Origin of the sequence: Achromobacter sp. ACM03 (assembly GCF_014851665.1) — a bacterium.
GTDB lineage: Bacteria > Pseudomonadota > Gammaproteobacteria > Burkholderiales > Burkholderiaceae_B > Achromobacter > Achromobacter aegrifaciens.
This window is the reverse complement of sequence record NZ_JACVAD010000003.1, coordinates 247,448-268,393: the sequence shown is the minus strand read 5'-3', so window position 1 is coordinate 268,393 and position 20,946 is coordinate 247,448. Positions and strand designations below refer to the sequence as shown.

The window sequence follows — 20,946 nt, the reverse complement described above, 5'->3', positions numbered from 1 at the left end:
TCAGCGCGTCAATGGCGCGCGCGCGCCGTAGCCCAGCAGGTAGCGCGCGTCGTTGGACAGCGCGGCCGCGACGCCTTCGGGCAGCGTGCTGGTGAAGTCGGCGAAGCCGCGCAACCAGGACACGTTGTAGTTGCAGAGTATGGCGCGGCGCTCGCGGTCGGTATGGTTCGGGCCGGAGCGGTGCCAGGTGTTGGACAGCCAGATGGCGACCGAGCCGGCGGGTGCGGTCAGCGTGACCTCGCCGTCCAGCGGGCCGCTGCCCCACGGTGGCGACTTGCGCAGCTTGTGGCTGCGCGGCATGACCCGCGTGGCGCCGTTGTCGGCGGTGAAATCGTCCAGCATCCAGACGTTCTGCAGCGTCAGCGGAAACTCCGGCAGCGGCTCGGCGATCTGGCCCAGCGGCGCATCCACGTGCCAGGCGCCGCCGCCTGTGCCGGGGCCGATGCTGGTGGCCTGGAAGTCGTGCAGGTTGCAGTCCTGGCCCATCACGCTGCGCACCATGGGCAACACCGCCGGGTGCTCGATCAGCGGAATCATGTCGGGCGCCTTGTTCAGCAGGTTCCAGACGCGTTGCGACTTGTCGTCGTCGAACAGGGTGGGCAAGTGCAGGAAGTTCTTCGACACTTTGTTGATGGGTACCGGCCAGCGCGTGTTTTCGTTGTCGCGGCGATACTGGTGCACGCGCGCCACCATGCGCTGCGCTTCCATGTCGCTCACCGTGTAGTGGCGCTTATAGTAGGCCAGGATGTCGTCATCGTCCTCGTGCCGTTCGTCGTCCAGCGGGAACGGATCGGCGCGTTCCGCGGCCATCAGTCCGGCCACGCATTCGCGCGCCTGTTCCAGCTGTGCGGCGTCCAGCACGTTTTCAATGACGGCGTAGCCTTCTTCGGCGAGCTGGTGTTGCAAAGCCTGCAGATCGAGTTGCTTCATGTTCCTCCCCTTTTATGTGGAATGTCACTGCGAATTCGGGCCGGGCACGGCCACGGGCGCGAGCGCGCTGCGTGCGAGCTTGCCTATGCTGGTGCGCGGCAAGGCTGCCGTCGCGCCGATGCGGCGCGGCACTTTGTAGCCGGCCAGGTGCGCGGCGCAATGCGCCTGCAGGGCGGCCATGTCCAGGCGTTGGCCGGGCGCGGGCGTGACCCAGGCGTGGACCACCTGGCCCAGCCGCTCGTCGGCCACGCCGAAGGCGGCCGCTTCGCCGACTTCGGGGCGCGACAGCAGCACCTGTTCCACTTCCAGCGGATAGACCTTGAAGCCGCCCACGTTGATGCAGTCGTGCCGGCGGCCCCGCAGATGGAGATAGCCCTCGTCGTCCAGGATGGCGACGTCGCCGGTGTAGAACCAGCCTTCGCGCAGCGCTTGCGCGGACTCCGGCGCCGCTTGGCGGTAACCTGCCATCACGTGCGGCCCGCGCACGCGGATTTCGCCGGGCTGGCCCGGCGGCATGACGCGGCTGGCGCCATCCAGGTCCACCACCTGCAGTTCGCCGCCTGGCACGGGCAAGCCCACCGAACCGGGTTTGCGTGGACGGTGCATGGGATTGAAGGCCAGGCAGGGACCCGCCTCGCTCATGCCGTAGCCCTCATGGATGGGGCAACCGGCGCGCAACTCGAAACGCGTCAGGGTTTCGCGCGGCAGCGGCGCCGCGCCGGAGAAGCAGGCGCGCAGGCTGCCGAGTTTTTCAGGCTGGAAGGCCGTGCTCAGCAACAGGTCATGGAAGATTGCGGGCGCGCCCGGCAGCAGGGTCACGCCGTGGGCGGCGATGGCCTCGATGGTGCGGGCGGCATCGAAGCGCCGCATCACCACCAGCTCGCCGCGGGCATGCAAGCTCAAGTAGAGCGACATGGAGACGGCCGACACATGGAATAGCGGCATCACGCAGAGCACCACCTCCGAATCGCGCCGCGTCGGCAGCCAGGCTTCGCGCTGCGCGATGTTGTAGGCGATCTGCCGGTGCAGGATGTTGACGCCCTTGGGGCGTCCGGTGGTGCCGCCGGTGTATTGCAGCGTGGCCAGATCTTCATGCCGCGGCAGGTCTTCGGGCAGGGCGCAGGCCTGCGGCAGCATCTCCAGCAGGCCGGCGCCGTTGCCTGTGCGGAGAATGGCGCCGGCATCCAGGCCCGGGCACACGGCGCTCAGATCCAGCTTCACGCTGTCGTCATGCAGCAGCATGCAAGGCTCGGCGTCTTCCAGCATATAGGCCAGCTCGCGCTCGCGATAGCCTGGGTTCAGCGGCACGGCCTGCGCGCGCAGCGCATGCACTGCAAAGGTGGCAACGGCCAGGTCCAGCGAGTTCTGCATCAACAGGGCCACCCGGTCGCCGGGCCGCACGCGTTCGCCCAGGCGGCGTGCCAAAGCTCCAGCCAAGCCGGCGTATTGCGCATAGTTCAGGCGCACGCCTTCGAAGGACAGCGCGGGAAGATCGGGCGCTTCGAGAGCGGCGTCGCGCAGCAGATGGATCACCGAATCCGGGACCCTGGGCAGGGCGGGGGCGTTCATCATGCCTTGCGCTCGGCAGCCTTGCGGGCAGCCTTGGCGTCGCTGGCCTGCCAGACCGTGGGCCGGCCAGCGCCGCCCAGCAGGGTGATGGGGTCGGCATTGTCGATGTGGCCGTACTGCCCCTTGTAGATGCTGTAGCCGCACAATTCCTGCAGGCGGCGCGGGAAGCTTCTCGCCACCTCGGCCGGAATGCCGAGCTGCAGGTTTTCCTGTTGCCGCATCCATCCGGCGCAGTAGTAGCACGACAACGCGTAACGGCGGGCGTTGCTGTTGTTGGCGCCGCCCTTGTGCCACAGCGCGCTGTCGAACAGCATGACACTGCCCGCCTTCATGGTGGCCTGCACGGTGTCTATGTCCTGCGCGCCGTAGGGCGGAGACGAATCGTAGCGATGACTGCCGGGCACGATGTGGGTGGCGCCGTTCTCGGCCGTGAAATCGCTCAAGGCCCAGATGGCATTGACCGCCAGCGGCGGGCGCGGGCGCGGCAGCGCCAGTTGCTGGGTATCTTCGTGCAGGGGCTGGGCGCCTTGGCCCGGCGCCAGCGTCAGTGAGCACAGCGACGACAGCAGCAGCTCGCGGTCCAGCAGGCGTTCGGCCAGGCTCAGCACGTCGGGCTGCAGCGGCACGTCCCAGAAGCGTGGATCGTAGACCAGCAGGTTGTTGATGCGCACCGTCTTGCGGCCTTCGAACGAGGTCTGGGCGTAACCGAGGTTGTGCTCGGCCTCGATCCGGATCAGGGCTTCCTGCAACTGGCTGACCTGCTCGGGCGGGATGATTCCCGGCAGCACCACGAATCCGTCGCGTTCAAAGGCTGCGATCCGCTCGTCGAGCGGTTCGGGCGTGGACATCTTTTGTCTCCTGATTGGGCCTGGATCTGAGTCCGGCGATATAGGTCTGTGCGTATAATCGGCCGGTAGTCTTCGCCCTGCCAGCGCGTAGCGTCCACGGCAGTGGCGCAAAGCGTCCATCCCCTAGAAGATGGCGGCCCCAGTCGGCATGATCCGGTACTCAACATGAGCGCGCAGGCCTACCACCACACCACCGATGTCATAGCGCCGCAGGAGCAGTTCGCGTATTGGCGCGATGCAATCTGCGATGCCTACGTGCCGCTCGAACCCGAGCGTGACGCCGCGCGCAGCTTTCGCGGCCAGATCGACGGCCTGCTGCTGCCGGACCTGCACGGCTCGACCATCACCGCCCAATCCCATGTGGTCAGGCTGTCCGCGGCCGGTCTCTCGGCCCGCAAGCAATCCCCATTCTTCGCCAATTTGCTGTGCGCGGGAGAGGCCCTGGTTTCGCAGGACGGAAGCGCCATGCGGGCGCGGGCTGGCGACGTCTACGTGGTGGATTGCGCTTCGCCCTGGGAAGTCGACTTCCGCACCGATTTCCGCATGTTCTGCATAGAAATCCCGGAAGGCCTCTTGCGGCCGCAACTGGGCCGGCGCGGGCGACTGGCCATGCCGGTGCTGGACGGAAGTTCAGGGGCAGGGCGGGTGCTGGCCAGCTACATGCGCCTGGTCAGCGAACTGCCGGCAATCGAGTTGCAGCAGGTGCAGGCGCTGATGGTCAGGCATTGCAGCGAACTGCTGTCGCGGACGCAGCTCGAAGGGGCGGATGCCGGCGCGCAGATCGCCGAACGGGTGCGCCACGAAGTCCTGGACCGCATTCTGGCGCTGGTGCAGCGGCGTTTGGCCGATCGCGGCCTGACGCCGGCTTCGGCCAGCGAGGAGCTCGGCATCTCCCGCAGCTATCTGTTCAAGATCATGGCCGAGCATGGCCTGAGCTTCAGCGCTTACGTGCGGCAGTGCCGGCTGGAAAGGTGCCGCCTGGCCATCGAGACCCAGCCTGGCCGCTCCATCGCGGACATCGCCGCCAGCTGGGGATTCGAGGAAGTTTCCACGTTCAATCGGGCGTACCGCGCGCACTATGGCCGCTCGCCAGGCAGCGAGCGCGGCGGTGCGCCCTTGCGGGCTCAATAGCGCGCATCACCATTTGCCCTGGCCCTGCGACTGCTGCATCTGCGGGGCGTTGGCAGGCCTGACCGTGTCGACATACTTCCGGTAGGCGGCGACATACTCGGGGCTATTGATGTCAGGGGTGCTGTCGCTGTCCCAGTTTCTTTCAACGCCGGATTGCTTCCAGGCGGCCAGGTCGCGTTCGACTTGATCGCGGCTGAGTTGGACGTCGGAGGGCGGAGCTGCGGTGGTTGGGGCGGCGGACATTTGCGCGGCCACGGGGCCGGAGAGCAGGGCGCAGGCCGCCAGGACGACGGGAATCATGGCGCGGACGGTTAGGGCAGTTTTCATGAAATGCTCCTGATGACGAGAGTGACCGCAGCATTGGAGACCGGTGTCCATGGGGGCTCGCGGCAATGCAGCCCGGTGCAGGGACAGCTGCGCAACCGGATTGGCGCATTGGTTTTTTTCTTGGGCAGGCCGGCCCGGCCCGCGGCGCGCGCGGACACGCACCTGGCGCTGGGTTCCACCGCCAGGTTTACGACTCGGGCCGGACCGGGCGTCCGGGCCTCATGCCTTTGTGCTCATCGTAGGACGGCGCGGGTGGGCGCCACATACTCAATATTGGGTACGTCATACCGATGGCGCGCGCTCAGAGCAGCGAGGCGAGCCTGACCAGTTCGGACTGGCGATTGCATTCCATCTTGTTGAGCAGGGACGCCACCTGTTTACGCACGGTCAGCACCGAGGCGTGGCGCAGGGTCGCGACTTCCTCCACGCTGTGTCCCATCGCAAGACCGGCCAGCACAGCGGCTTCCGCGTGCGTGATCGAGAACACGGATTCCAGTCTGTCGACGTCCGGTTGGGAAAAGGCGCTTTTTCTGCGCATGCGCACCAGCAGCATGCGGCTGCCGATCAGGCTCAGCGCTTGCGGGGCCGCGCTGATGTCGATCCAGGTCAATTCGCCCCATCCGGCGGCTGCCGCCAGGGACCGCGCCTTGCCGTCGCGCGCGACCGCCTGGCAATACGCGTCGAACAAGGCCTGTATCTTCGCGTCGGGATGGCGCAGCTTGCCGCCGCGCACGTTCCAGCCATGGCCGTCGCTCAGATAGTGCATGGCGAGGGCCGATCTCTTGTCTACCATCGCGTCGTGGCTGACCAGCAGCACGGCTTCGCCGACATCCGAGAGTGCGCTTTCAATGGCTGTCCAACCGATGGCGAGCGCCTTTTCGCGTTGGGCCAACCGGCTTTTCAGCAGGCGGAAGTAATGGGCTACGTCGCCGGACTGAAGCCGTTCGCTGGCCTTGTCGTCCACGGTCGAGCGTTGGAAGGCGATGGCGGCGCGCAGCATGGCGCTGGATTCGATTACCAGGCACAGCACTTGCGCCATCCGGTGCTTGAGCATGAAGTCCGTGTAGAACTCGGAACGCTGCAGCTGCTTGTGGCCGCACATGTTGGCGGTATCCAGCCACGTGCCCACGGGCAGCAGCCGCGAATCCTGTTCGACGATGTCGCAGCTGTAGTAATGGTTGCGGTAGTCCGTGGCGGCGGCTTCGGGAAAGCTGACGGTGGACAGGTCCAGCAGCTTGTGGCGGGCATCGAAGACGATCAAGGTGCCGCTGTCCGCGCCCACCATGTCGCGGGCGGTCAGCAGGATGTCATGCCAGGGCGGATCGGGATCCGCCAGACGGTCCAGGGCTTCGATCGCGCGCCGGACGGCAATCTGGTGTTCGGCCATTTCGTGCCTCCAACTCTGGTTCAGACGCAAACGCTGTCACGTATCACAGATCGTTGTAGAGGTGGCTCCGGCCAGATCGGGGGAGCGCTGCGCGGCGGTGATTTGCCGGCATGGGAGAGGCTGGCCGGCCTGGATTGCCGCGGCGCTGCCACAAGGAAATTATCCTCGCAAAACCCCGGGGCGGATGAAAAAAGTGGGTGCATTGTCCGGACAAAAAGGGTCCGGATTCAGAGGTGGTCTTGGTGTACCGGGTTGTGTATACCAGTGCGGGCGGGGAGATCGCGTCAGTGGTGGGGGCCGCCGGGCGGACGGACCGCCGCGCGCCACAGATCCAGGAAATGCCGCTTCTTGAGTGCATCCAGATACACCAACAGTCCTACGCCCAGCGCCACCGGCCGCACGCCCGCTTCCGGGTTGGCCGATGCGCTCACGGGCCGCATGCCCGATTGCCGCGCGACCATTTCCTGGCCCCGCGGCGACAGCAGATAGTCCAGGAACATCGCGCCCAGATCCGCCCGCGGCGCCTGTCGGGGAATGATGGCGGAGCGCGACAGCATCAACGTGTAGTCCTGCGGATAGACGATGGCCAGCGGCGCGCCCAGGTCGATGCGGTGCCGGGTGTAGGACTCCAGCAGGTTGTAGGCCAGCGTGATCTCGCCGCGTTCGAGCTTGTCCAGCGCGTCTTCGGTGGACGCGTGCACGGCCACGCGGTTGCGGCCCAGTTCGGCCAGCAGCGCGCCAGCCATGCTGTCCAGCCGCGTGTCCTGCGTGGCCGCCAGGTAGCCGATGCCGCTGCCCTCGACGTCGTAAGTGGAGATGGCGCCGGCCAGGGGCTGGTCCGGCGCCTGCAGCAGGGACAGCAGCTCGCGCCGGGTGCGCGGCGCCCTTGCGGACGCGAGCTTGCTGGTGTTGTAGACCATGACGATGGGATCGGTGCCGATGCTGAAGACCTCGTCGCGCCAGTTGGCCCAGGCGGGCAGGGCGCGGGTCTCCGGCGAGATGTGGGGTTGCGCGTAGCCGTCGTTGACCAGTTTGGTCTGCAGGTCCATCGCGCTGCTGATGACGATGTCGGGGCCGGATCTGGTTGCCGGCGCCTGCGTGGCGCGGGAAACCGTCCCGGCATACAGCTCCTGCGTGGACAGCTCGGTGTATTCCAGGCGCAGGCCGGGGTTGAGCCTGCTGAAGTCTTCCAGCACGCCGCGGAACACCTGCACGCTGTTGGATGCGTGCACGACCAGTACGTTCCTGCTGTCCGCGGGCCCCAGCGTCAGGCCGTCGGCGCTGGTTTCCGCGGCGTTGCCGGCAGCAAAGGGCAGCAGCGCGGTGAGCGCCGCCAGCAGGCGCAGGGGTTTCAGGAGATCAAGCTTCATGGGGGCGGGGCGGCAGCGTGACCACGGCGTCCAGGCCGCCGCCCACGCGGTTGCTCAGGGCCAGCCGGCCCTGATGGATGTCGACCACGCGCTTGATGATGGACAGGCCCAGGCCGGCGCCGGACGCGCGCGGGTTTGGACCGCGCACGAAGCGCTCGAAGGCGGCGTTGGCCAGCGCCGGCGGTATGCCCGGACCCTGGTCGGATACGGATATGCGCCAGCCATCGTCCTCCGGCTCCAGCCGCACGTCGATGTGGCCGTCGTCCGTGGCGCCGTGACGCAGGGCGTTGTCGATAAGGTTCTTGAACGCTTCGCGCAGCATCAGGCTGTCGCCCAGCACGGTGGGCGGATTGCCGGGCGCAGTGGCGGGCAGATGCAGGCGCACGTCGGGCTGGGGATCGGCTTGCGGGACCGTGTCATACACCGCCTGCCGCAGCAGCTCGGCCAGGTCCACCGGCTGGAACTGGCGCACGTTGCTGCGGTGGATGACGCTGGCGTCGCTCAGCAGCTGGTTGACCAGGCGCGAGAGTTTCTCGGCGTTGCGCAGCACGGCCAGCAGGCTGCGGCGCTGTTCGGCGGGATCTTCCTCGTCCAGCGCCACTTCCATCTGTGCGTGCAGCGCGGCCAGCGGCGTGCGCAGCTGATGCGCGGCTTCGGCGATGAAGAGGCGCAGGGTGTCCAGGTTTTCCGACAGGCGCGCCATGAAGCCATCCAGCGAGTGCACCAGCGTGTCGAGTTCCTCCGGCACGGGAGCGGCGATGGGATGCAGGTCCGCCGCGCTGCGGGCGGCCAGTTCGCGCTCGATACGGCGGATCGGCGACAGCGAGCGCAGCAGGCCCCAGTAGGCCAGCGCCAGCGCCGCGGCGGTAAAGCCGATCAGCGCCAGCGTGCCTTGCCACAAGATGCCCGCTGCCAGCGCGTTGCGGGCTTCGCGGGTCTGCGCGACCTGGATGAGGGCGGTCTCGGCATTGCGGGGACCGGCGATCTTGCGTTCCATCCAGGCGATGCGCACCGGCTCGCCCTGGTAGCTGGCGTCGTACAGGCGGGGCGAGTACGCCGGGCCTTCGCTGCCACGGGCGGGCGGCGCTGGCAGGTCCGCATAGCCGGAAATCAGTGCGCCGCCCGCGTCGCCGACACGATAGAACACGCGGTCGCGCGGCGCCTGCTCCAGCAGCGCCAGCGAGGCATAAGGCATGTCCATGCGCCACTCTCCCTGCACCAGCTGCAGGCTGTCGGCGATGGACAGCACCGAGGAACGCAGCAACTGGTCGTAGGTGGTGTCGGCGGTCTGATTGGCGTAGCCGCGCACCAGCAGATACAGCGTGGCCAGGGCGGCGACGAACAGCGCAAGCAGCATGGCCAGCAGGCGGCGCTTGATCGAGATGCGGCCCTGCGCGGCGGCGGGCGTGGCGGGGTCACTCCCGGCCGGGGCCGGGCGCGGCGGGGCGGTCGTGGTCATCGGTGGCGGTCAGGAGGTAGCCGGTGCCGCGCTGCGTTTCGATGCGCAGCGGCGAGCCTTCGAGCTTGCGGCGCAGCCGGGCGATGTAGACCTCGATGGCGTTGGGCGCGGCATCGTCGTCGAAGGCGAACAGCTTGTTGGCGATTTCGGTCTTGCTGACGGCGCGGTTCATGCCGGCCAGCAGGATTTCCAGCAGGCTGTATTCGCGCTTGGGCAGTTCGATGCGCTGGCCGGCCAGCGTGACCTGGCGCGCGGCGCTGTCGATGACCAGCTCGCCAAAGCGCAGCATGCCGGACGCCTGGGGGCTGGGGCGGCGCAGCAGGGCGCGGCAGCGGGCTTCCAGCTCGCGGAAATCGAAGGGCTTGGCCAGGTAGTCGTCGGCGCCGGTATCCAGGGCGTGGACGCGGTCTTCGATGTCGATGCGGGCGGTCAGCGCCAGCACGGGCGTCTTGCTGCCGCGGTCACGCAGGCGGTGCAGGATGTCGAAGCCCGACATGCGGGGCAGGCCGATGTCCAGAATGACGAGGTCGAAGGTTTCGTATTGCAGCACGCCGTCAGCGCTGAGGCCGTCGTTCTGGCAGTCGACTGCATGGCCGAGACGGCGCAGCCGGCGCACGAGTGCGTCGGCCAGGTCCGCGTCGTCTTCGATCACCAGTATGCGCATAGGGGCGATTGTCGCATGGCTGGACTAGCCCCCCCGCGCCGCACCCGCGTTCAAAAACGACAGGTTGCCGACAGCTTTTATTTCTAGTCTTGCGGTCGCGCATCCCCAGCCGGAGGCGCGTTTACGCATAACAACGACTAGTCGGAGATAACCCTCATGCTTCTGACCCTGCTTGGCTTCGGCATGGTGATCACGTTCATGACGCTGATCATGACCAAGCGCCTGTCGCCGCTGGTGGCGCTGATCCTTGTCCCCATTATTTTCGCCCTGCTGGGCGGATTCGGCTCGGGCATCGACAAGATGATGCTGGACGGCATCCGCAAGATCGCGCCCACCGGCGTGATGCTGATGTTCGCCATCCTGTATTTCGGGGTCATGATCGACGCCGGCCTGTTCGATCCCATCGTGGGCCGCATCCTGCGCGCGGTGAAGGGCGATCCGCTGAAGATCGTGGTGGGCACGACCGTGCTGGCGCTGGTGATTTCGCTGGACGGCGACGGTTCGACCACCTACATGATCGTGGTGGCGTCGATGCTGCCGCTGTATCGCCGCCTGAAGATGAACGCGCTGTCCATGACCTGTCTGGCGATGCTGGCCAGCGGCGTCATGAACCTGACGCCCTGGGGCGGCCCGACGGCGCGCGCCGCAAGCGCCTTGCACGTGGACGCGGGCGACATCTTCGTGCCGCTGGTGCCGGTAATGGGCGTGGCCATTGTCGCCATCCTGATCCTGGCGTTCTGCCTGGGCCTGCGTGAACGCCGCCGCCTGGGCGTGCTGTCGCTGCCGGACGGCGCTTCGCTGCACGCCGGCTATGACGAGGACGGTCCCAAGAACCTGCCCGAGATCGAGGTCGACCAGGACCTGCGCCGCCCCAAGCTGCTGTGGGTGAACGCCGGACTGACGCTGGCCCTGATGGTGAGCCTGGTGATGGGCGTGCTGCCGCTGCCGGTGCTGTTCATGATCGCCTTCGCGATCGCGCTGGTCATCAACTATCCGGACCTGGCCGAGCAGCGCCGCCGCGTCGCGCAGCACGCGGGCAATGTGCTGTCGGTGGTGTCGCTGATCTTCGCGGCCGGGATCTTCACCGGCATCCTGTCGGGCACGGGCATGGTCGAGGCGATGTCGCGCAGCCTGCTGGCGGTGATTCCCGACGCCATGGGCCCGTACCTGGCTGGCATTACCGCCCTGGTGAGCCTGCCCTTCACCTTCTTCATGTCCAACGACGCCTTCTACTTCGGCGTGCTGCCCATCCTGAGCGAAGCGGCCCAGGGCTACGGCATTTCGCCGGTCGAGATGGCGCGCGCCTCGCTGATCGGCCAGCCCGTGCACCTGCTGAGCCCGCTGGTGCCTTCGACCTACCTGCTGGTCGGCCTGGCCGGCGTGGACTTCGGCGACCACCAGCGCTATTCGCTCAAGTGGGCCACGATGGTCTGCCTGGTGATGCTGGCCGCGGCGCTGGCGTTCGGCCTGTTCCCGCTGGTCGGCCAGATCGGCTGAGCGGCGGCGCGATACCGTCTTTTCAAAAGGGGAAGTACATGGCTTTGCGCATTGCTTACGTCACCAGCGGAATGGGCCACACGGGCACCGCGATCTGCCAGGCGCTGCACAACGCGGGACACCGCGTGGTGGCAGGCTGCGGGCCGCGCTCCTCGCGCAAGGACCACTGGCTGAAGGAACAGAAATCCCTGGGCTACGACTTCGTCGCCTCCGAGGGCGACGCCACGGATTGGGCCTCGACCGAGGCGGCCTTCGCCAAGGTGCGGCGCGAGGTCGGCGAGATCGACGTGCTGGTGAACAATGCTGGCGCCATGCTGGACATGCGCTTTCGCCAGATGAGCCAGGCGGACTGGTCGGCGGTGCTGCGCAGCAATCTGGACACGCTGTTCAACACCACCAAGCAGGTGGTCGACAGCATGGCGGATCGCGGCTGGGGCCGCATCATCAACATCGGCTCCGTGGCCGCGGAGAAGGGCCAGATCGGCCAGATCAACTACGCCACCGCCAAGGGCGCCGTGATCGGCTTCACCCGTTCGCTGGCCCAGGAAGTCGCGGCCCGCGGCGTCACCGTCAACCTGGCCTCGCCGGGCTTCATTGCCGACGACACCGTGAAGGCGTTCCCGCCGGCGCTGCTGGACCGTATCGTCGAAAGCGTGCCGGTGGGCCGGCTGGGTACTGCCAAGGATCTGGCGGGGCTGTGCGCCTGGCTGGCGTCGGATGACGCGGCGTTCGTGACGGGAGCCAACTACGCCATCAATGGCGGCGTGTATATGAGTTGAGGGAAGGTCCTCAATTCGCCAGCTTCACCGCCCCGCTGTCGATCAGCTTCTGCCACTTGGCGCTATCCGCCTGGATGAACGACTGCAGTTCGTCCCGTGAGCCGCCGCCGGCGATCATGCCGGCGTTGTCCAGGGCGGCCTTGAATTCCGGCGTGGCCACTGCGGCGCGCAGCGCGGCGTTGACCTGATCGAGTTGCGCGGCCGGGATGTCCTTGCTGGCCGCGACCGAGAACCACTGGGTGGCGGTGTAGCCCTTGAAGCCGGACTCTTCCACCGTGGGGACGTCGGGCAGGCTGTCCAGGCGGTAGGGCGTGGTGACGGCGTAGGCCTTCAGCGTGCCGGCCTTGATCTGCGGCATGACCGGTGCCGAACCCAGGATCGCCAGGGGGATCTGGCCGCCGGCCACGTCGGCCACCGCCTGGCCGCCGCCCTTGTAGGGCACATGCACGATGCGGGTGCCGGCATATTGGTTGAGCAGTTCGCCCGCCAGGTTTTGCGATGTGCCGTTGCCCGAGCTGCCGTAGCTCCATGCTTCGGGCCGCTGGCGGGCATCGGCCAGCACGTCCTGCAGGGATGCCCGGGCGTCCTTGGCGGGACCGACAATGACCATGGGGCCTTGGGCCATCAGGATGACGGGCGCCAGTTCGCGGCCGATCTCGGGCTGGGACGTGGGGTAGATCAGCGGGCCGGGCACGGTCAGCAGATAGCCGTCGCTGGCCTTGCTGCGCGCCACCAGCTGCAGGGCGATCGCGCCCGCCGCTCCGGGGCGGTTTTCCACGATAACGTTCAAGCCGCTGCGCCGCGCCAGTTCCTGCGCGGCGATGCGGGTCAGCACGTCGGCGGTGCCGCCCGGAACGAAGCCGATCACCCAGGTGATCTGCTTGCCGGGCCATTCCAGCTTGGCGTCTGCCGCGCCGGCGGTGGCGGTCAGCGCGGCGCCCAGCAGCAGCGCGCAGCAGCGGATAGCGAATTTCATGATTTCCCCTTTGTGTTTTTTTGCTCAGGCCGCCGCGCGTCTCAGCTCGGATCCGGCTTGCCGGGCGGCGTATTCGGATGCGCGGCGCAGGACTGATTGAAGGACTGCACCATTTTCAGGATGGGCCCCAGCACCCAGGTATTGAAGATGAGGATGTCGCTTTCTTCCTTGGGGTCCTGCTTCAGGTTGAAGAGGTACGGCGACTCCAGTTTTCCCTTGCCTTCGTTGACCTCGGGTTCCCAGTAGAAATGCAGCTTCCAGTCGCGCCATTTGACCGCGCGCAGGTCGTTCTTGATGTAGAACAGGAAGCCCTCGCGCAGCGAGGTCGGGCTGGCGCCGGTGAAGAAGTCGGTCTGGTCTATGCCATCGATGGGACGGTCCTGCGGCATGGACGCGCCGCCGATGCGCGACAGCGTGGTGTACAGGTCGGTGACGTGCACGATCTCGTTGGAGACCTGGCCGGGTTGGACCTTGCCCGGCCAGCGGATCATGAAGGGCACGCGCAGGCTGCCTTCCATGGCCGTGTGGTAGGTGCCGGTCCAGGGACCGGCGGTGCCGCGGTAGGGCTTGCGGAATTCCGGGCCATTGTCGCTGCAGAAGATGAACACGGTGTCGTCGCGCAGCTTCAGTTCATCCACCGCCTGCACGATCTGGCCGACGCGGTGGTCCATTTCCACCATGGAGTCGGCGAAGTCGCCGGCGCCGGTGCGCCCCGCGAAGTCCGGGTGCGGCAGGGTGGGAAAATGCAGGTGCACCAGCGGCAGGTACAGGAAGAAGGGGCGGCTGGCCTCTGCATGCTTGCGCATGAAGCCGATGGACCGGTCGACCAGTTCGGCGTCGATGCCGCGGCGGGTCTCCAGATCGTAGACCTTGACGTTTTCCGAAGGCGAGCCGGCCTGGCCCTGCATGATGTGCGGGATGTCGGCGACCGAGGGATCGAAGCCGATGGACGAGGTGAACTGGCTTTCGTCCGTGGTGCGCGGGATGCCATACCACTCGTCGAAGCCGCGATCGGACGGATAGCGGCCGGGGATGTCGCCCAGGTGCCACTTGCCGTAATGCGCCGTGGCGTAGCCCTGGCCGGACAATTGCTGGGCCAGCGTGATTTCATCGCGCGCCAGGCCTTGTGGCAGGCCGGGAGGGACGGATTGCAGGCAACCGGTGCGGATGGGATGGCGCCCGCTCATCAGCGCGGAGCGCGTGGGCACGCAGTCGCTTTCCACGTTGAAGTTCTGCAGCAGCAGTCCTTCCGAGGCCAGCCGGTCGATGTTGGGGGTGGGCGCGCCGCGCAGCGCGCCGCCGCCGTAGCAGCCCAATTCGCCCCATCCCAGGTTGTCGGCCACGATCAATACGATATTGGGCTTCTTGTCCACGCGCTGCGTCTCCTGTCTGCGGGTTTATCCAGGGATTCTAGGAGCGCAGGCCCGGCTTAATATTCCTGAAGCTGAGTCTATGCATAACCAACGATTATGAATCTGTCCCTGCGCGACATCGAGTACTTCCTGGCCGTGGTGGAACACGGCAACCTGGACCGCGCCGCGGCCGCCTGCGGCGTCAGCCAGCCGGCGCTGTCCAAGTCCCTGCAACGGCTGGAAGCCGATACCGGGCTGGCGTTGCTGGACCGCGGCGGCCGCGGGCTGCGCCTGACCTCGGCGGGCCTGGCGTTCCGCGAGCATGCGCAGCGGCTCTGGGCGGAGTACTGCGACGCCGTGCGCAATGCGATGGAGCTGCGCCTGGGCGAGGCCGGGCTGCTGCGTATCGGCGCGACCGGCGCTACCGTGGACAGCGTGGTGATGCCGGCGCTGCGCCGCCTGCTGCCGCGCCGGCCCGCGCTGCGGGTTCAACTGACGCAAGGCCAGTCGGACGATCTCAACGAGCAGGTCGCGGGTGGCAGGCTGGACCTTGCGGTGACACCGATCTATGCCGACGTGCCGGGCTCGCTGCATCAGGAATCGATACGCGAGGACGGCCTGTGCGTGGCCGCCAGCCGCAAGCATCCGCTGGCGTCGCGGCGCAAGCTGGCGTTGCGCGACCTGGCAGGCCAACGCTGGATCCTGCCCATGCAGGGGTCGGTGGCGCGCCAGGCGCTGGAGGCCCGCTATGCCGAGGCGGGCCTGGCGCAACCTGCGGCGGCGCTGGAGGTGCAGCATTTTTCCGGGGGCGCGCTGGCGTTGTTGGCGGCCTCGGACCTGCTGGCGCTGATGCCGCATAGTGCGCTGGGTCCAGGCATTGCGGAACTGCCGGTGGCGCTGGGCCGGCCCCTGCGGCGCAGCATGGCGCTGGTTACGCGGCACGGCGCCACCTGGTCGCCGCTGATGCAGGAGTTCCGCGCGGCGGTGCTGGAGGCCACGCCCCGCGCTTAGCCAGCTTGCGGAAAGCCCCCGTAGGGCGCCCATCCAGATCCTGCGATGACGCCGCCGTCGCAGGGGATGGTGGCGCCAGTGATGACCGAGGCCGCCGGCGACAGCAGGAAGAACACCACTTCCGCGATCTCGCTCGGCTGCATCAGGCGGCCCAGCGGCGTGGCGTTCAGGATCGGCGTCATGTCGCGCTCGCCCTGCCGTTCCTTGGGTTTCAGGAAGGGCGTGTCGGTCCAGCCGGGCGCGATGGCGTTGACGCGCAAGCCGCGGCGCGCCCATTGCACCGCGAGGGCTTCGGTCAGATTTACCACCGCGGCCTTGGCCGGGCCATAGGCCAGTACCGGGCCGGGGCGGAACGACAGCACGGACGCCACGTTGACGACCGCCCCGCGTCCGCGTTCGGCCATCGCGCTGCCGAATACGCGGCAGGCGATATAGGTGCCTTTCAGGTGGGAATCCACCACACGGGCCCAGGCCTCCACCGGATAGTCTTCGATGGCGGTTGGAACCTGGGCGATACCGGCGCAGTTCACCAGTCCGTTGACCGCGGGTAGGAGGGCGGCAAGCCGTTCCTGAGTGGCCCGCAGTCCGGCCTCGTCCAGCACGTCGCCCGGGGCGGCCACCGCGCGCGGCCCCAGTTCCCGCGCCAGCGTATGCGCGGCTTCCTGGTTGAGGTCAAGGATGGCCGCGTGGCCGCCCGCTTCGATCACCCGCCTGCATACCGCCGCGCCGATGCCGCTTGCGCCGCCCGTGACAATGACCGACAAGGTTGAGTCTGGCGTTGCGTGGTCCATCAACGTCCCCAGCGCGCCTTCAGGCGCTGTTCAAACATGCGCAGCGCAACGTCGATGCAGATGCCGACGATGCCGATGGCGATCATGCCGGCCATGACGATATTGGTGGCGACGTTGAGCTGCCCCTGGACCATCATGTAGCCGATGCCGTTGCCCACCACGATCAGTTCCGCGCCCACCAGCGATTGCCAGCCGATGCCGGCGCTGACGCGCAGGCCGGCCAGGATGGAAGGCAGGGACGCCGGCAGCAGCACTTCGGCCACGATGCGCGGGCCGCTGGCGCCCAGCGTGCGCGAGGCTTCCAGCAGTCGCGTGTCGACGAACTTGGCGCCGCGGTAGGCGCTGATCAGGCAGGGCGGAAAGGCGCCGGCGAAGATGATCAGGGTGGGTCCGCCGATGCCGGTGCCGAACCACAGGCCGGCGAACGGCACCCAGGCGATGGGCGCCACGAACCGCAACGCATCGAAGAACGGACTGACCACGTCGTCCAGCCAGCGGTACCAGCCCATCAGCAGGCCCAGCGGTATGCCTACCGCCGCGGCCAGCAGGAAGCCGCAGGCGAAGCGGTAGAGGCTGGCACCCAGGTGCGTCCAGAGCGTGGCGCCGGAATAGGGTTCGCTGCTGTACTGCGCGATGGTCTGCAGCACGGTCAGCGGGCCGGGCAGGTAGTTGGGCGGGAACACGCCCGCCACGCTCAGCAGATGCCAGGCCAGGAAGAAGCCGGCCAGCCCCAGGCAGGACAAGCCGAAGGTGAAGGCGGGCGGGTCGCCCGAGGCGCGTGTCAGCGTAGCCATGGCAAGGCCCTCTTTTCGATCCATTCCAGTCCGCGTGTCATCACCGCGCCCAACAGGCCCACCCAGACCATTGCGTACAGGATCATGCCGGGCCGGATGTCCAGCGCCGCGGTGTCCAGCACCTTGCCCAGGCCGATGAAGGCGCCGATGAGTTCGGCTGCCACCAGCGTCATCCACGCGGTCTGCAGCGACAGCCGCAGGCCGGTGAAGATCATGGGCATGGAGCCGGGTATCAGGACCTCGCGCAGCATGCGGACGGGATTGCCCGCGCCGTGCACGCGCGCGGCCTCGATCAGCGTGGGGTCGATGTTGCGCACGCCTGCGTAGGTGTTGATGACGGCAGGTGTGAACGAGGACACCCAGATCAGGAAGATCTTCGCCGGATCCCCCAGGCCCAGCCACAGGATGGCCAGCGGGATCCAGGCCAGTGGCGGAATCGGGCGCAGCAGCGAGAACACCGGCCCGACCAGCGCGTCGATGCGCTTGCTGAATCCCATCAGCAGCCCCAGTGGCACGCCGGTGCCGATCGCGACCAGGAATCCCAGGAATACCAGGCGCAGGCTGTGGCCGATGTGCTGGAACAGCGTGCCGCCGGCATAGCCGGAATCGCGCGAGAGCTGCACCGCGGCCTGCCAGGTGGTGAGCGGGGTGGGAAAGCGCGCGCCATTGACCAGGCCCAGCGCCGACACGATCCACCAGGCGGCAAAGGCGATGGCGACGGCCGCCACGCCCACGGTGATTCGGCGGCGCGATGCGCGCGGCCGCCGCGCGGGCAGGGTTGCAATGTGCTCACTCATGGCCGGACCCCGTCGCCTGGCGGTCCAGATGGGCCACGTCCTCGAGCAGCAGCAGCATGGCGGTGCAATCCTGCTCCTGCCGTCCCCATGATTTGGCCAGCGCGAACATCTCGCGGGCGTAGCCGCCCAGGCCCAGCGGCGCGCCCACCGAGGCGGCCAGGTTCATGGCCAGGTTGATGTCCTTGTAGCCCATGCGCATGGGGAAGTCGGGGCTGATGTCGCCCGCCAGCACCTTGCCGGGAAAATTGGTCAGGAGCTGCCCACGCCCCGCAGTGGTGTTGGACAGCACCTTGACGACAGTGGCGCGGTCCAGCCCGAGCTTGGCGGCGAACATCAGCGCTTCGCCCGTCAGCACCATGCCGACCATGGACATGTAGTTGTTGACCAGCTTGAGCCGGATGCCCGAACCGAAAGGGCCCACGTGCACGATCTCGTTGGCCATGGCGGCGAAGATGGGCGCGGCCTGGTCGAAGTCGGCCTGCGCGCCGCCGGCCATGATCAAGGCCTTGCCCTGCGCCGCCTCGCGCGGCGTGCGCCCCACGGGGGCATCCATGCAACGCAGGCCCAGGGCTGCGAGATCGGCGGCGATGCGGTCCGTCTCGACCGCGTCGCCCGTGCTCATTTCAATGACCAGGGCGCCCGGATTCAAGCCCGCCGCCGCGCCATCGGCGCCGAACAAGGCGTCGCGGACGTGGGTCGAGGTGGGCAGCATGGTGATCGCCACGTCGCAGCCGCGGGCGGCGTCCAGTGGCGTGGCGGCCCGCCGGAAGCCGGTGTCGGCCAGGCGCTCCATGGCTGCGGGAACGACGTCGTAGCCTGATACTGCATACCCTTGCGCGGCCAGGTTGCGCAGCATCGCGCTCCCCATGACGCCCAGGCCCAGGAATGCAATGCGGGGTGATTCGATGTGTTCCATGGGGCTTGCTCCGTTGTGGTCAGCGGCCTAGCCGCGCACTGGTGCTGCTGCGCGGCGGCGCGGTGGTGTCGCGGACGATCAATTCCAGTTCGATGCAGACGTTTTCGGGCGGCGTGTCGGCATCGGCGGCCAGCAGGATCTGGGCGGCGCGCTGGCCCAGCTCGAAGGCCGGCACGTTCAGGGTGGTGATGCCGGGCCGGCAATGGGCCGCCATTTCGATATTGTCGAAGCCCGTGATCGAAATCTGCTCGGGCACGCGCAGGTTTTGCCACAGGCATTCCTGCAGCGCCCCATAGGCCAGGATGTCATTGCCGCACATGACCGCGGTGGGCGGCTCGGGCAGGCGCAGCAGGGTGGCCATGGCGCGGCGGGCTTCGGGCACGGTGTAGGGCTTTTCGATGACGTATTGCGGCGGCAGTTCGATGCCGCGGCGCGTCAGGGCGCGCGTGAAGCCGGCGACGCGGTCGGCGGCGCGGTCGTTGTCCTTGGAGATGCCGGCGATCACGCCAAGTCGGCGGTGGCCGATGTCCAGCAGGTAGTCGGCGATGCGCTGCGCAGCCGCGGCGTTGTCCCAGCCCACCATGGGCCAGGAATCGGCGGCGTCGTAATGGCAGGTGGTGACGAAGGGGATGCCCTTGGAGTGCAGCAGTTCGTAGAGTTCCGGGTCGCGGCTACGCCCGACCAGCATCATGGCGTCCACGCCGCGCTCGATCAGCGCGCGCACTTCACCCGCTTCGCGCGCGGGGCTGTAGTTGGTGCTGGCCAGCAGCAGCTGATAGCCGTGTTCGTGGATCGCTTGCTGCATGCCGTCGACCAGTTTGGCGAACAGGGCACTGTCCACCGTGGGGATGATGGCGCCCATGGTCCGGGTCTTGCGGGAAGCGAGCGAACGGGCTGCGCCGTGCGGCACGTAGCCAGCCTCGGCCAGCAGGGCCATGGCGCGCGCGCGCAGGTCGGGCCGCACTTTTTCCGGGTGGTTCAACACCCGCGACAAGGTTGCCGACGAGATGCCGCCGGCGGCGGCGATGGACTTCAGGGTGTCCCCGGATAGGGGAGCCGACTTTCGCTTCATATTTTGAAAGCGCTTTCAGAAATTTGATGGTGTGAATATACAGTTATTGAAACGCTATGGTCTATCTCTAGGGTTTTCTCGGGGTTGAACGAGATTCTTCCGCGCTTATTCTTTGTATGCGCTTTCAAAAAACGAGCCCGAACGCAGATTCGGGCCTGCTATCCGGGGAATGTCGCGGCAGCTCGCGCATGCAGACCGGAATCCACTATCGGAGACTAAGCATGTCGAGAATCCCCCGCATCCTGGGTCTGTGCCTGGCGCCGCTGGGCGCCTTGTTGTTGAGCCCGTCCGTGTCGGCCCAGACGCCGACTCCCATCAAGGTCAGCTACCAGATTGCCTATTGGGCGCTGCCGATCTACATCGCTACGGAAAAGAACTGGTGGGCGGAAGCCGGCCTGAAGCCGGAGTTCGTGGTGTATCCGGCGGGGGCGCAGCAGATTGCCGGCGCCGCATCCAAGTCCTGGGACGTGGGCGGAACGGGGTCGCCGCCCGCGGTGCTGGGCGCGCAGCGCTATGGCATCGTGACCCTCGGCGTCACTAATGACGAATCGACCGCCAACGGCGTGATGGCGCGCAAGGAAAACGCCGCCGCCGTGCGCAGCAACGCGGCCAAGGAAGTGAAGGGCAAACAGATCCTCCTCAGTCCGAACTCGACGGGCGAATACGCCACCATGGCCTGCCTGAAGAAATGGGGTATGCAGCGCAGCGATGTCAGCGTGGTGACGCTGGCCCCGGCGCAGCTAGTGTCTGCCTACACCGGCGGCAACGGCATGCTGGCCGGCACCTGGGCGCCCAATTTCTATACGCTCAACGAACAGATCGGCGCGGAAGTCGTGTGCAGCGGCAAGGACGCGGGCGTGATGATTCCTGGCGCGCTGGTGGCCCGCGGTGAATTCGCCCAGCAGAATCCGGACGCGGTCGCCAAGTTCCTGGCGGTGTACTTGCGGGCCGTCAGCTTCGAGAAGAACAACAAGGCGGAAGCCATGGGCTACCTGCGCAAGCTGTTCCAGGCCAACGGCATCAAGCTCAACGACGGTTACCTGGGACAGGAGCTGGAACGGCCGATCTTCACGCTCGACGAGCAGCTCAAGCTGATGTCGCGCACTGGCGGCAAGTCCACGCTGGACAACGCCTACGAGGCGCTGTCGGGCTACCTGAAGAGCGTGGGCACGCTCACCGAGGTGCCGGACCCCAAGGCCTACATCACGGACGACTACATGAAGCGCGTCGACCAGACCCCGGCGCTCAAGACTTTCGCCAACAAGACCAACTGAGC

Annotated in this window: 20 protein-coding genes; 5 read left to right on the top strand and 15 right to left on the bottom strand. The window is 67.3% G+C overall.

Annotated features, from left to right (window positions below; translation table 11 throughout):
• The 3 genes from IB257_RS16905 to IB257_RS16895 are packed head-to-tail and all read right to left on the bottom strand — an operon-like array spanning position 1 to position 3,347.
• The gene (locus IB257_RS16905) at positions 1-930 is read right to left on the bottom strand and encodes a phytanoyl-CoA dioxygenase family protein (RefSeq protein ID WP_054450358.1); all 930 of its coding nucleotides are present in this window, start codon (positions 928-930) and stop codon (positions 1-3) included.
• A gap of 24 nt (positions 931-954) precedes the next feature.
• Complete coding sequence (locus IB257_RS16900; RefSeq protein ID WP_082400654.1) at positions 955-2,502, bottom strand: class I adenylate-forming enzyme family protein; 1,548 nt, start codon at positions 2,500-2,502, stop codon at positions 955-957.
• Complete coding sequence (locus IB257_RS16895) at positions 2,499-3,347, bottom strand: phytanoyl-CoA dioxygenase family protein (protein WP_054450362.1); 849 nt, start codon at positions 3,345-3,347, stop codon at positions 2,499-2,501. The genes IB257_RS16900 and IB257_RS16895 overlap by 4 nt, the downstream gene beginning before the upstream one ends.
• Before the next feature lie 165 nt (positions 3,348-3,512).
• Between IB257_RS16895 and IB257_RS16890 the strand changes: the two genes are divergently transcribed.
• On the top strand, positions 3,513-4,478 hold the full coding sequence (locus IB257_RS16890; protein WP_192492595.1) for a helix-turn-helix domain-containing protein: 966 nt from the start codon (positions 3,513-3,515) through the stop codon (positions 4,476-4,478).
• A 6-nt stretch (positions 4,479-4,484) separates the two neighbouring features.
• Here IB257_RS16890 and IB257_RS16885 read toward each other — a convergent pair whose 3' ends face one another.
• The 5 genes from IB257_RS16885 to IB257_RS16865 form a co-directional block, all read right to left on the bottom strand.
• The gene (locus tag IB257_RS16885; protein ID WP_054450364.1) at positions 4,485-4,805 is read right to left on the bottom strand and encodes a DUF4148 domain-containing protein; all 321 of its coding nucleotides are present in this window, start codon (positions 4,803-4,805) and stop codon (positions 4,485-4,487) included.
• Between the two features lie 301 nt (positions 4,806-5,106).
• The gene (locus IB257_RS16880; RefSeq protein ID WP_119449023.1) at positions 5,107-6,192 is read right to left on the bottom strand and encodes a LuxR C-terminal-related transcriptional regulator; all 1,086 of its coding nucleotides are present in this window, start codon (positions 6,190-6,192) and stop codon (positions 5,107-5,109) included.
• Positions 6,193-6,476: 284 nt separating this feature from the next.
• The gene (locus IB257_RS16875) at positions 6,477-7,562 is read right to left on the bottom strand and encodes an ABC transporter substrate-binding protein (protein WP_054450368.1); all 1,086 of its coding nucleotides are present in this window, start codon (positions 7,560-7,562) and stop codon (positions 6,477-6,479) included.
• Positions 7,552-9,021 (bottom strand): sensor histidine kinase, encoded by a 1,470-nt coding sequence (locus IB257_RS16870; protein ID WP_225588994.1) that lies wholly within the window; start codon positions 9,019-9,021, stop codon positions 7,552-7,554. Before IB257_RS16870 ends, IB257_RS16875 begins: the two co-directional genes overlap by 11 nt.
• On the bottom strand, positions 8,978-9,685 hold the full coding sequence (locus tag IB257_RS16865; protein WP_054450369.1) for a response regulator transcription factor: 708 nt from the start codon (positions 9,683-9,685) through the stop codon (positions 8,978-8,980). The genes IB257_RS16870 and IB257_RS16865 overlap by 44 nt, the downstream gene beginning before the upstream one ends.
• A gap of 156 nt (positions 9,686-9,841) precedes the next feature.
• On the opposite strand from IB257_RS16865, the gene IB257_RS16860 reads away from it, so the two are divergent.
• The gene (locus IB257_RS16860; protein ID WP_054450371.1) at positions 9,842-11,182 is read left to right on the top strand and encodes a CitMHS family transporter; all 1,341 of its coding nucleotides are present in this window, start codon (positions 9,842-9,844) and stop codon (positions 11,180-11,182) included.
• A 38-nt stretch (positions 11,183-11,220) separates the two neighbouring features.
• Entirely contained in the window at positions 11,221-11,961 is a 741-nt protein-coding gene (locus IB257_RS16855) for an SDR family oxidoreductase (RefSeq protein ID WP_125473224.1), read from the top strand.
• Between the two features lie 10 nt (positions 11,962-11,971).
• Here the strand turns inward: IB257_RS16855 and IB257_RS16850 are convergent, their stop codons facing one another.
• Both IB257_RS16850 and IB257_RS16845 read right to left on the bottom strand, forming a co-directional pair.
• Complete coding sequence (locus IB257_RS16850; protein WP_192492594.1) at positions 11,972-12,937, bottom strand: tripartite tricarboxylate transporter substrate binding protein; 966 nt, start codon at positions 12,935-12,937, stop codon at positions 11,972-11,974.
• Positions 12,938-12,978: 41 nt separating this feature from the next.
• Entirely contained in the window at positions 12,979-14,310 is a 1,332-nt protein-coding gene (locus IB257_RS16845; RefSeq protein ID WP_054450376.1) for an arylsulfatase, read from the bottom strand.
• Between the two features lie 96 nt (positions 14,311-14,406).
• Between IB257_RS16845 and IB257_RS16840 the strand changes: the two genes are divergently transcribed.
• Positions 14,407-15,300 (top strand): LysR family transcriptional regulator, encoded by an 894-nt coding sequence (locus IB257_RS16840; RefSeq protein WP_192492593.1) that lies wholly within the window; start codon positions 14,407-14,409, stop codon positions 15,298-15,300.
• On the opposite strand, the gene IB257_RS16835 is transcribed toward IB257_RS16840, so the two are convergent.
• The 5 genes from IB257_RS16835 to IB257_RS16815 are packed head-to-tail and all read right to left on the bottom strand — an operon-like array spanning position 15,297 to position 19,670.
• A complete protein-coding gene (locus IB257_RS16835) occupies positions 15,297-16,091 on the bottom strand; it encodes an SDR family NAD(P)-dependent oxidoreductase (RefSeq protein ID WP_192492592.1) in 795 nt (264 codons plus the stop codon). The genes IB257_RS16840 and IB257_RS16835 overlap by 4 nt on opposite strands.
• A complete protein-coding gene (locus IB257_RS16830) occupies positions 16,091-16,885 on the bottom strand; it encodes an ABC transporter permease (protein WP_054450381.1) in 795 nt (264 codons plus the stop codon). The genes IB257_RS16835 and IB257_RS16830 overlap by 1 nt, the downstream gene beginning before the upstream one ends.
• Positions 16,873-17,682, bottom strand: coding sequence for an ABC transporter permease (locus tag IB257_RS16825; protein ID WP_054450384.1), 810 nt, complete (start codon positions 17,680-17,682; stop codon positions 16,873-16,875). The genes IB257_RS16830 and IB257_RS16825 overlap by 13 nt, the downstream gene beginning before the upstream one ends.
• Positions 17,675-18,598, bottom strand: coding sequence for an NAD(P)-dependent oxidoreductase (locus IB257_RS16820; RefSeq protein ID WP_054450385.1), 924 nt, complete (start codon positions 18,596-18,598; stop codon positions 17,675-17,677). Before IB257_RS16820 ends, IB257_RS16825 begins: the two co-directional genes overlap by 8 nt.
• 19 nt (positions 18,599-18,617) lie before the next feature.
• Positions 18,618-19,670 (bottom strand): substrate-binding domain-containing protein, encoded by a 1,053-nt coding sequence (locus tag IB257_RS16815; RefSeq protein WP_054450386.1) that lies wholly within the window; start codon positions 19,668-19,670, stop codon positions 18,618-18,620.
• Positions 19,671-19,891: 221 nt separating this feature from the next.
• Here IB257_RS16815 and IB257_RS16810 point away from each other — a divergent pair, with 221 nt between their 5' ends.
• A complete protein-coding gene (locus IB257_RS16810; protein WP_054450387.1) occupies positions 19,892-20,944 on the top strand; it encodes an ABC transporter substrate-binding protein in 1,053 nt (350 codons plus the stop codon).
• The last annotated feature ends 2 nt before the right edge of the window (positions 20,945-20,946 follow it).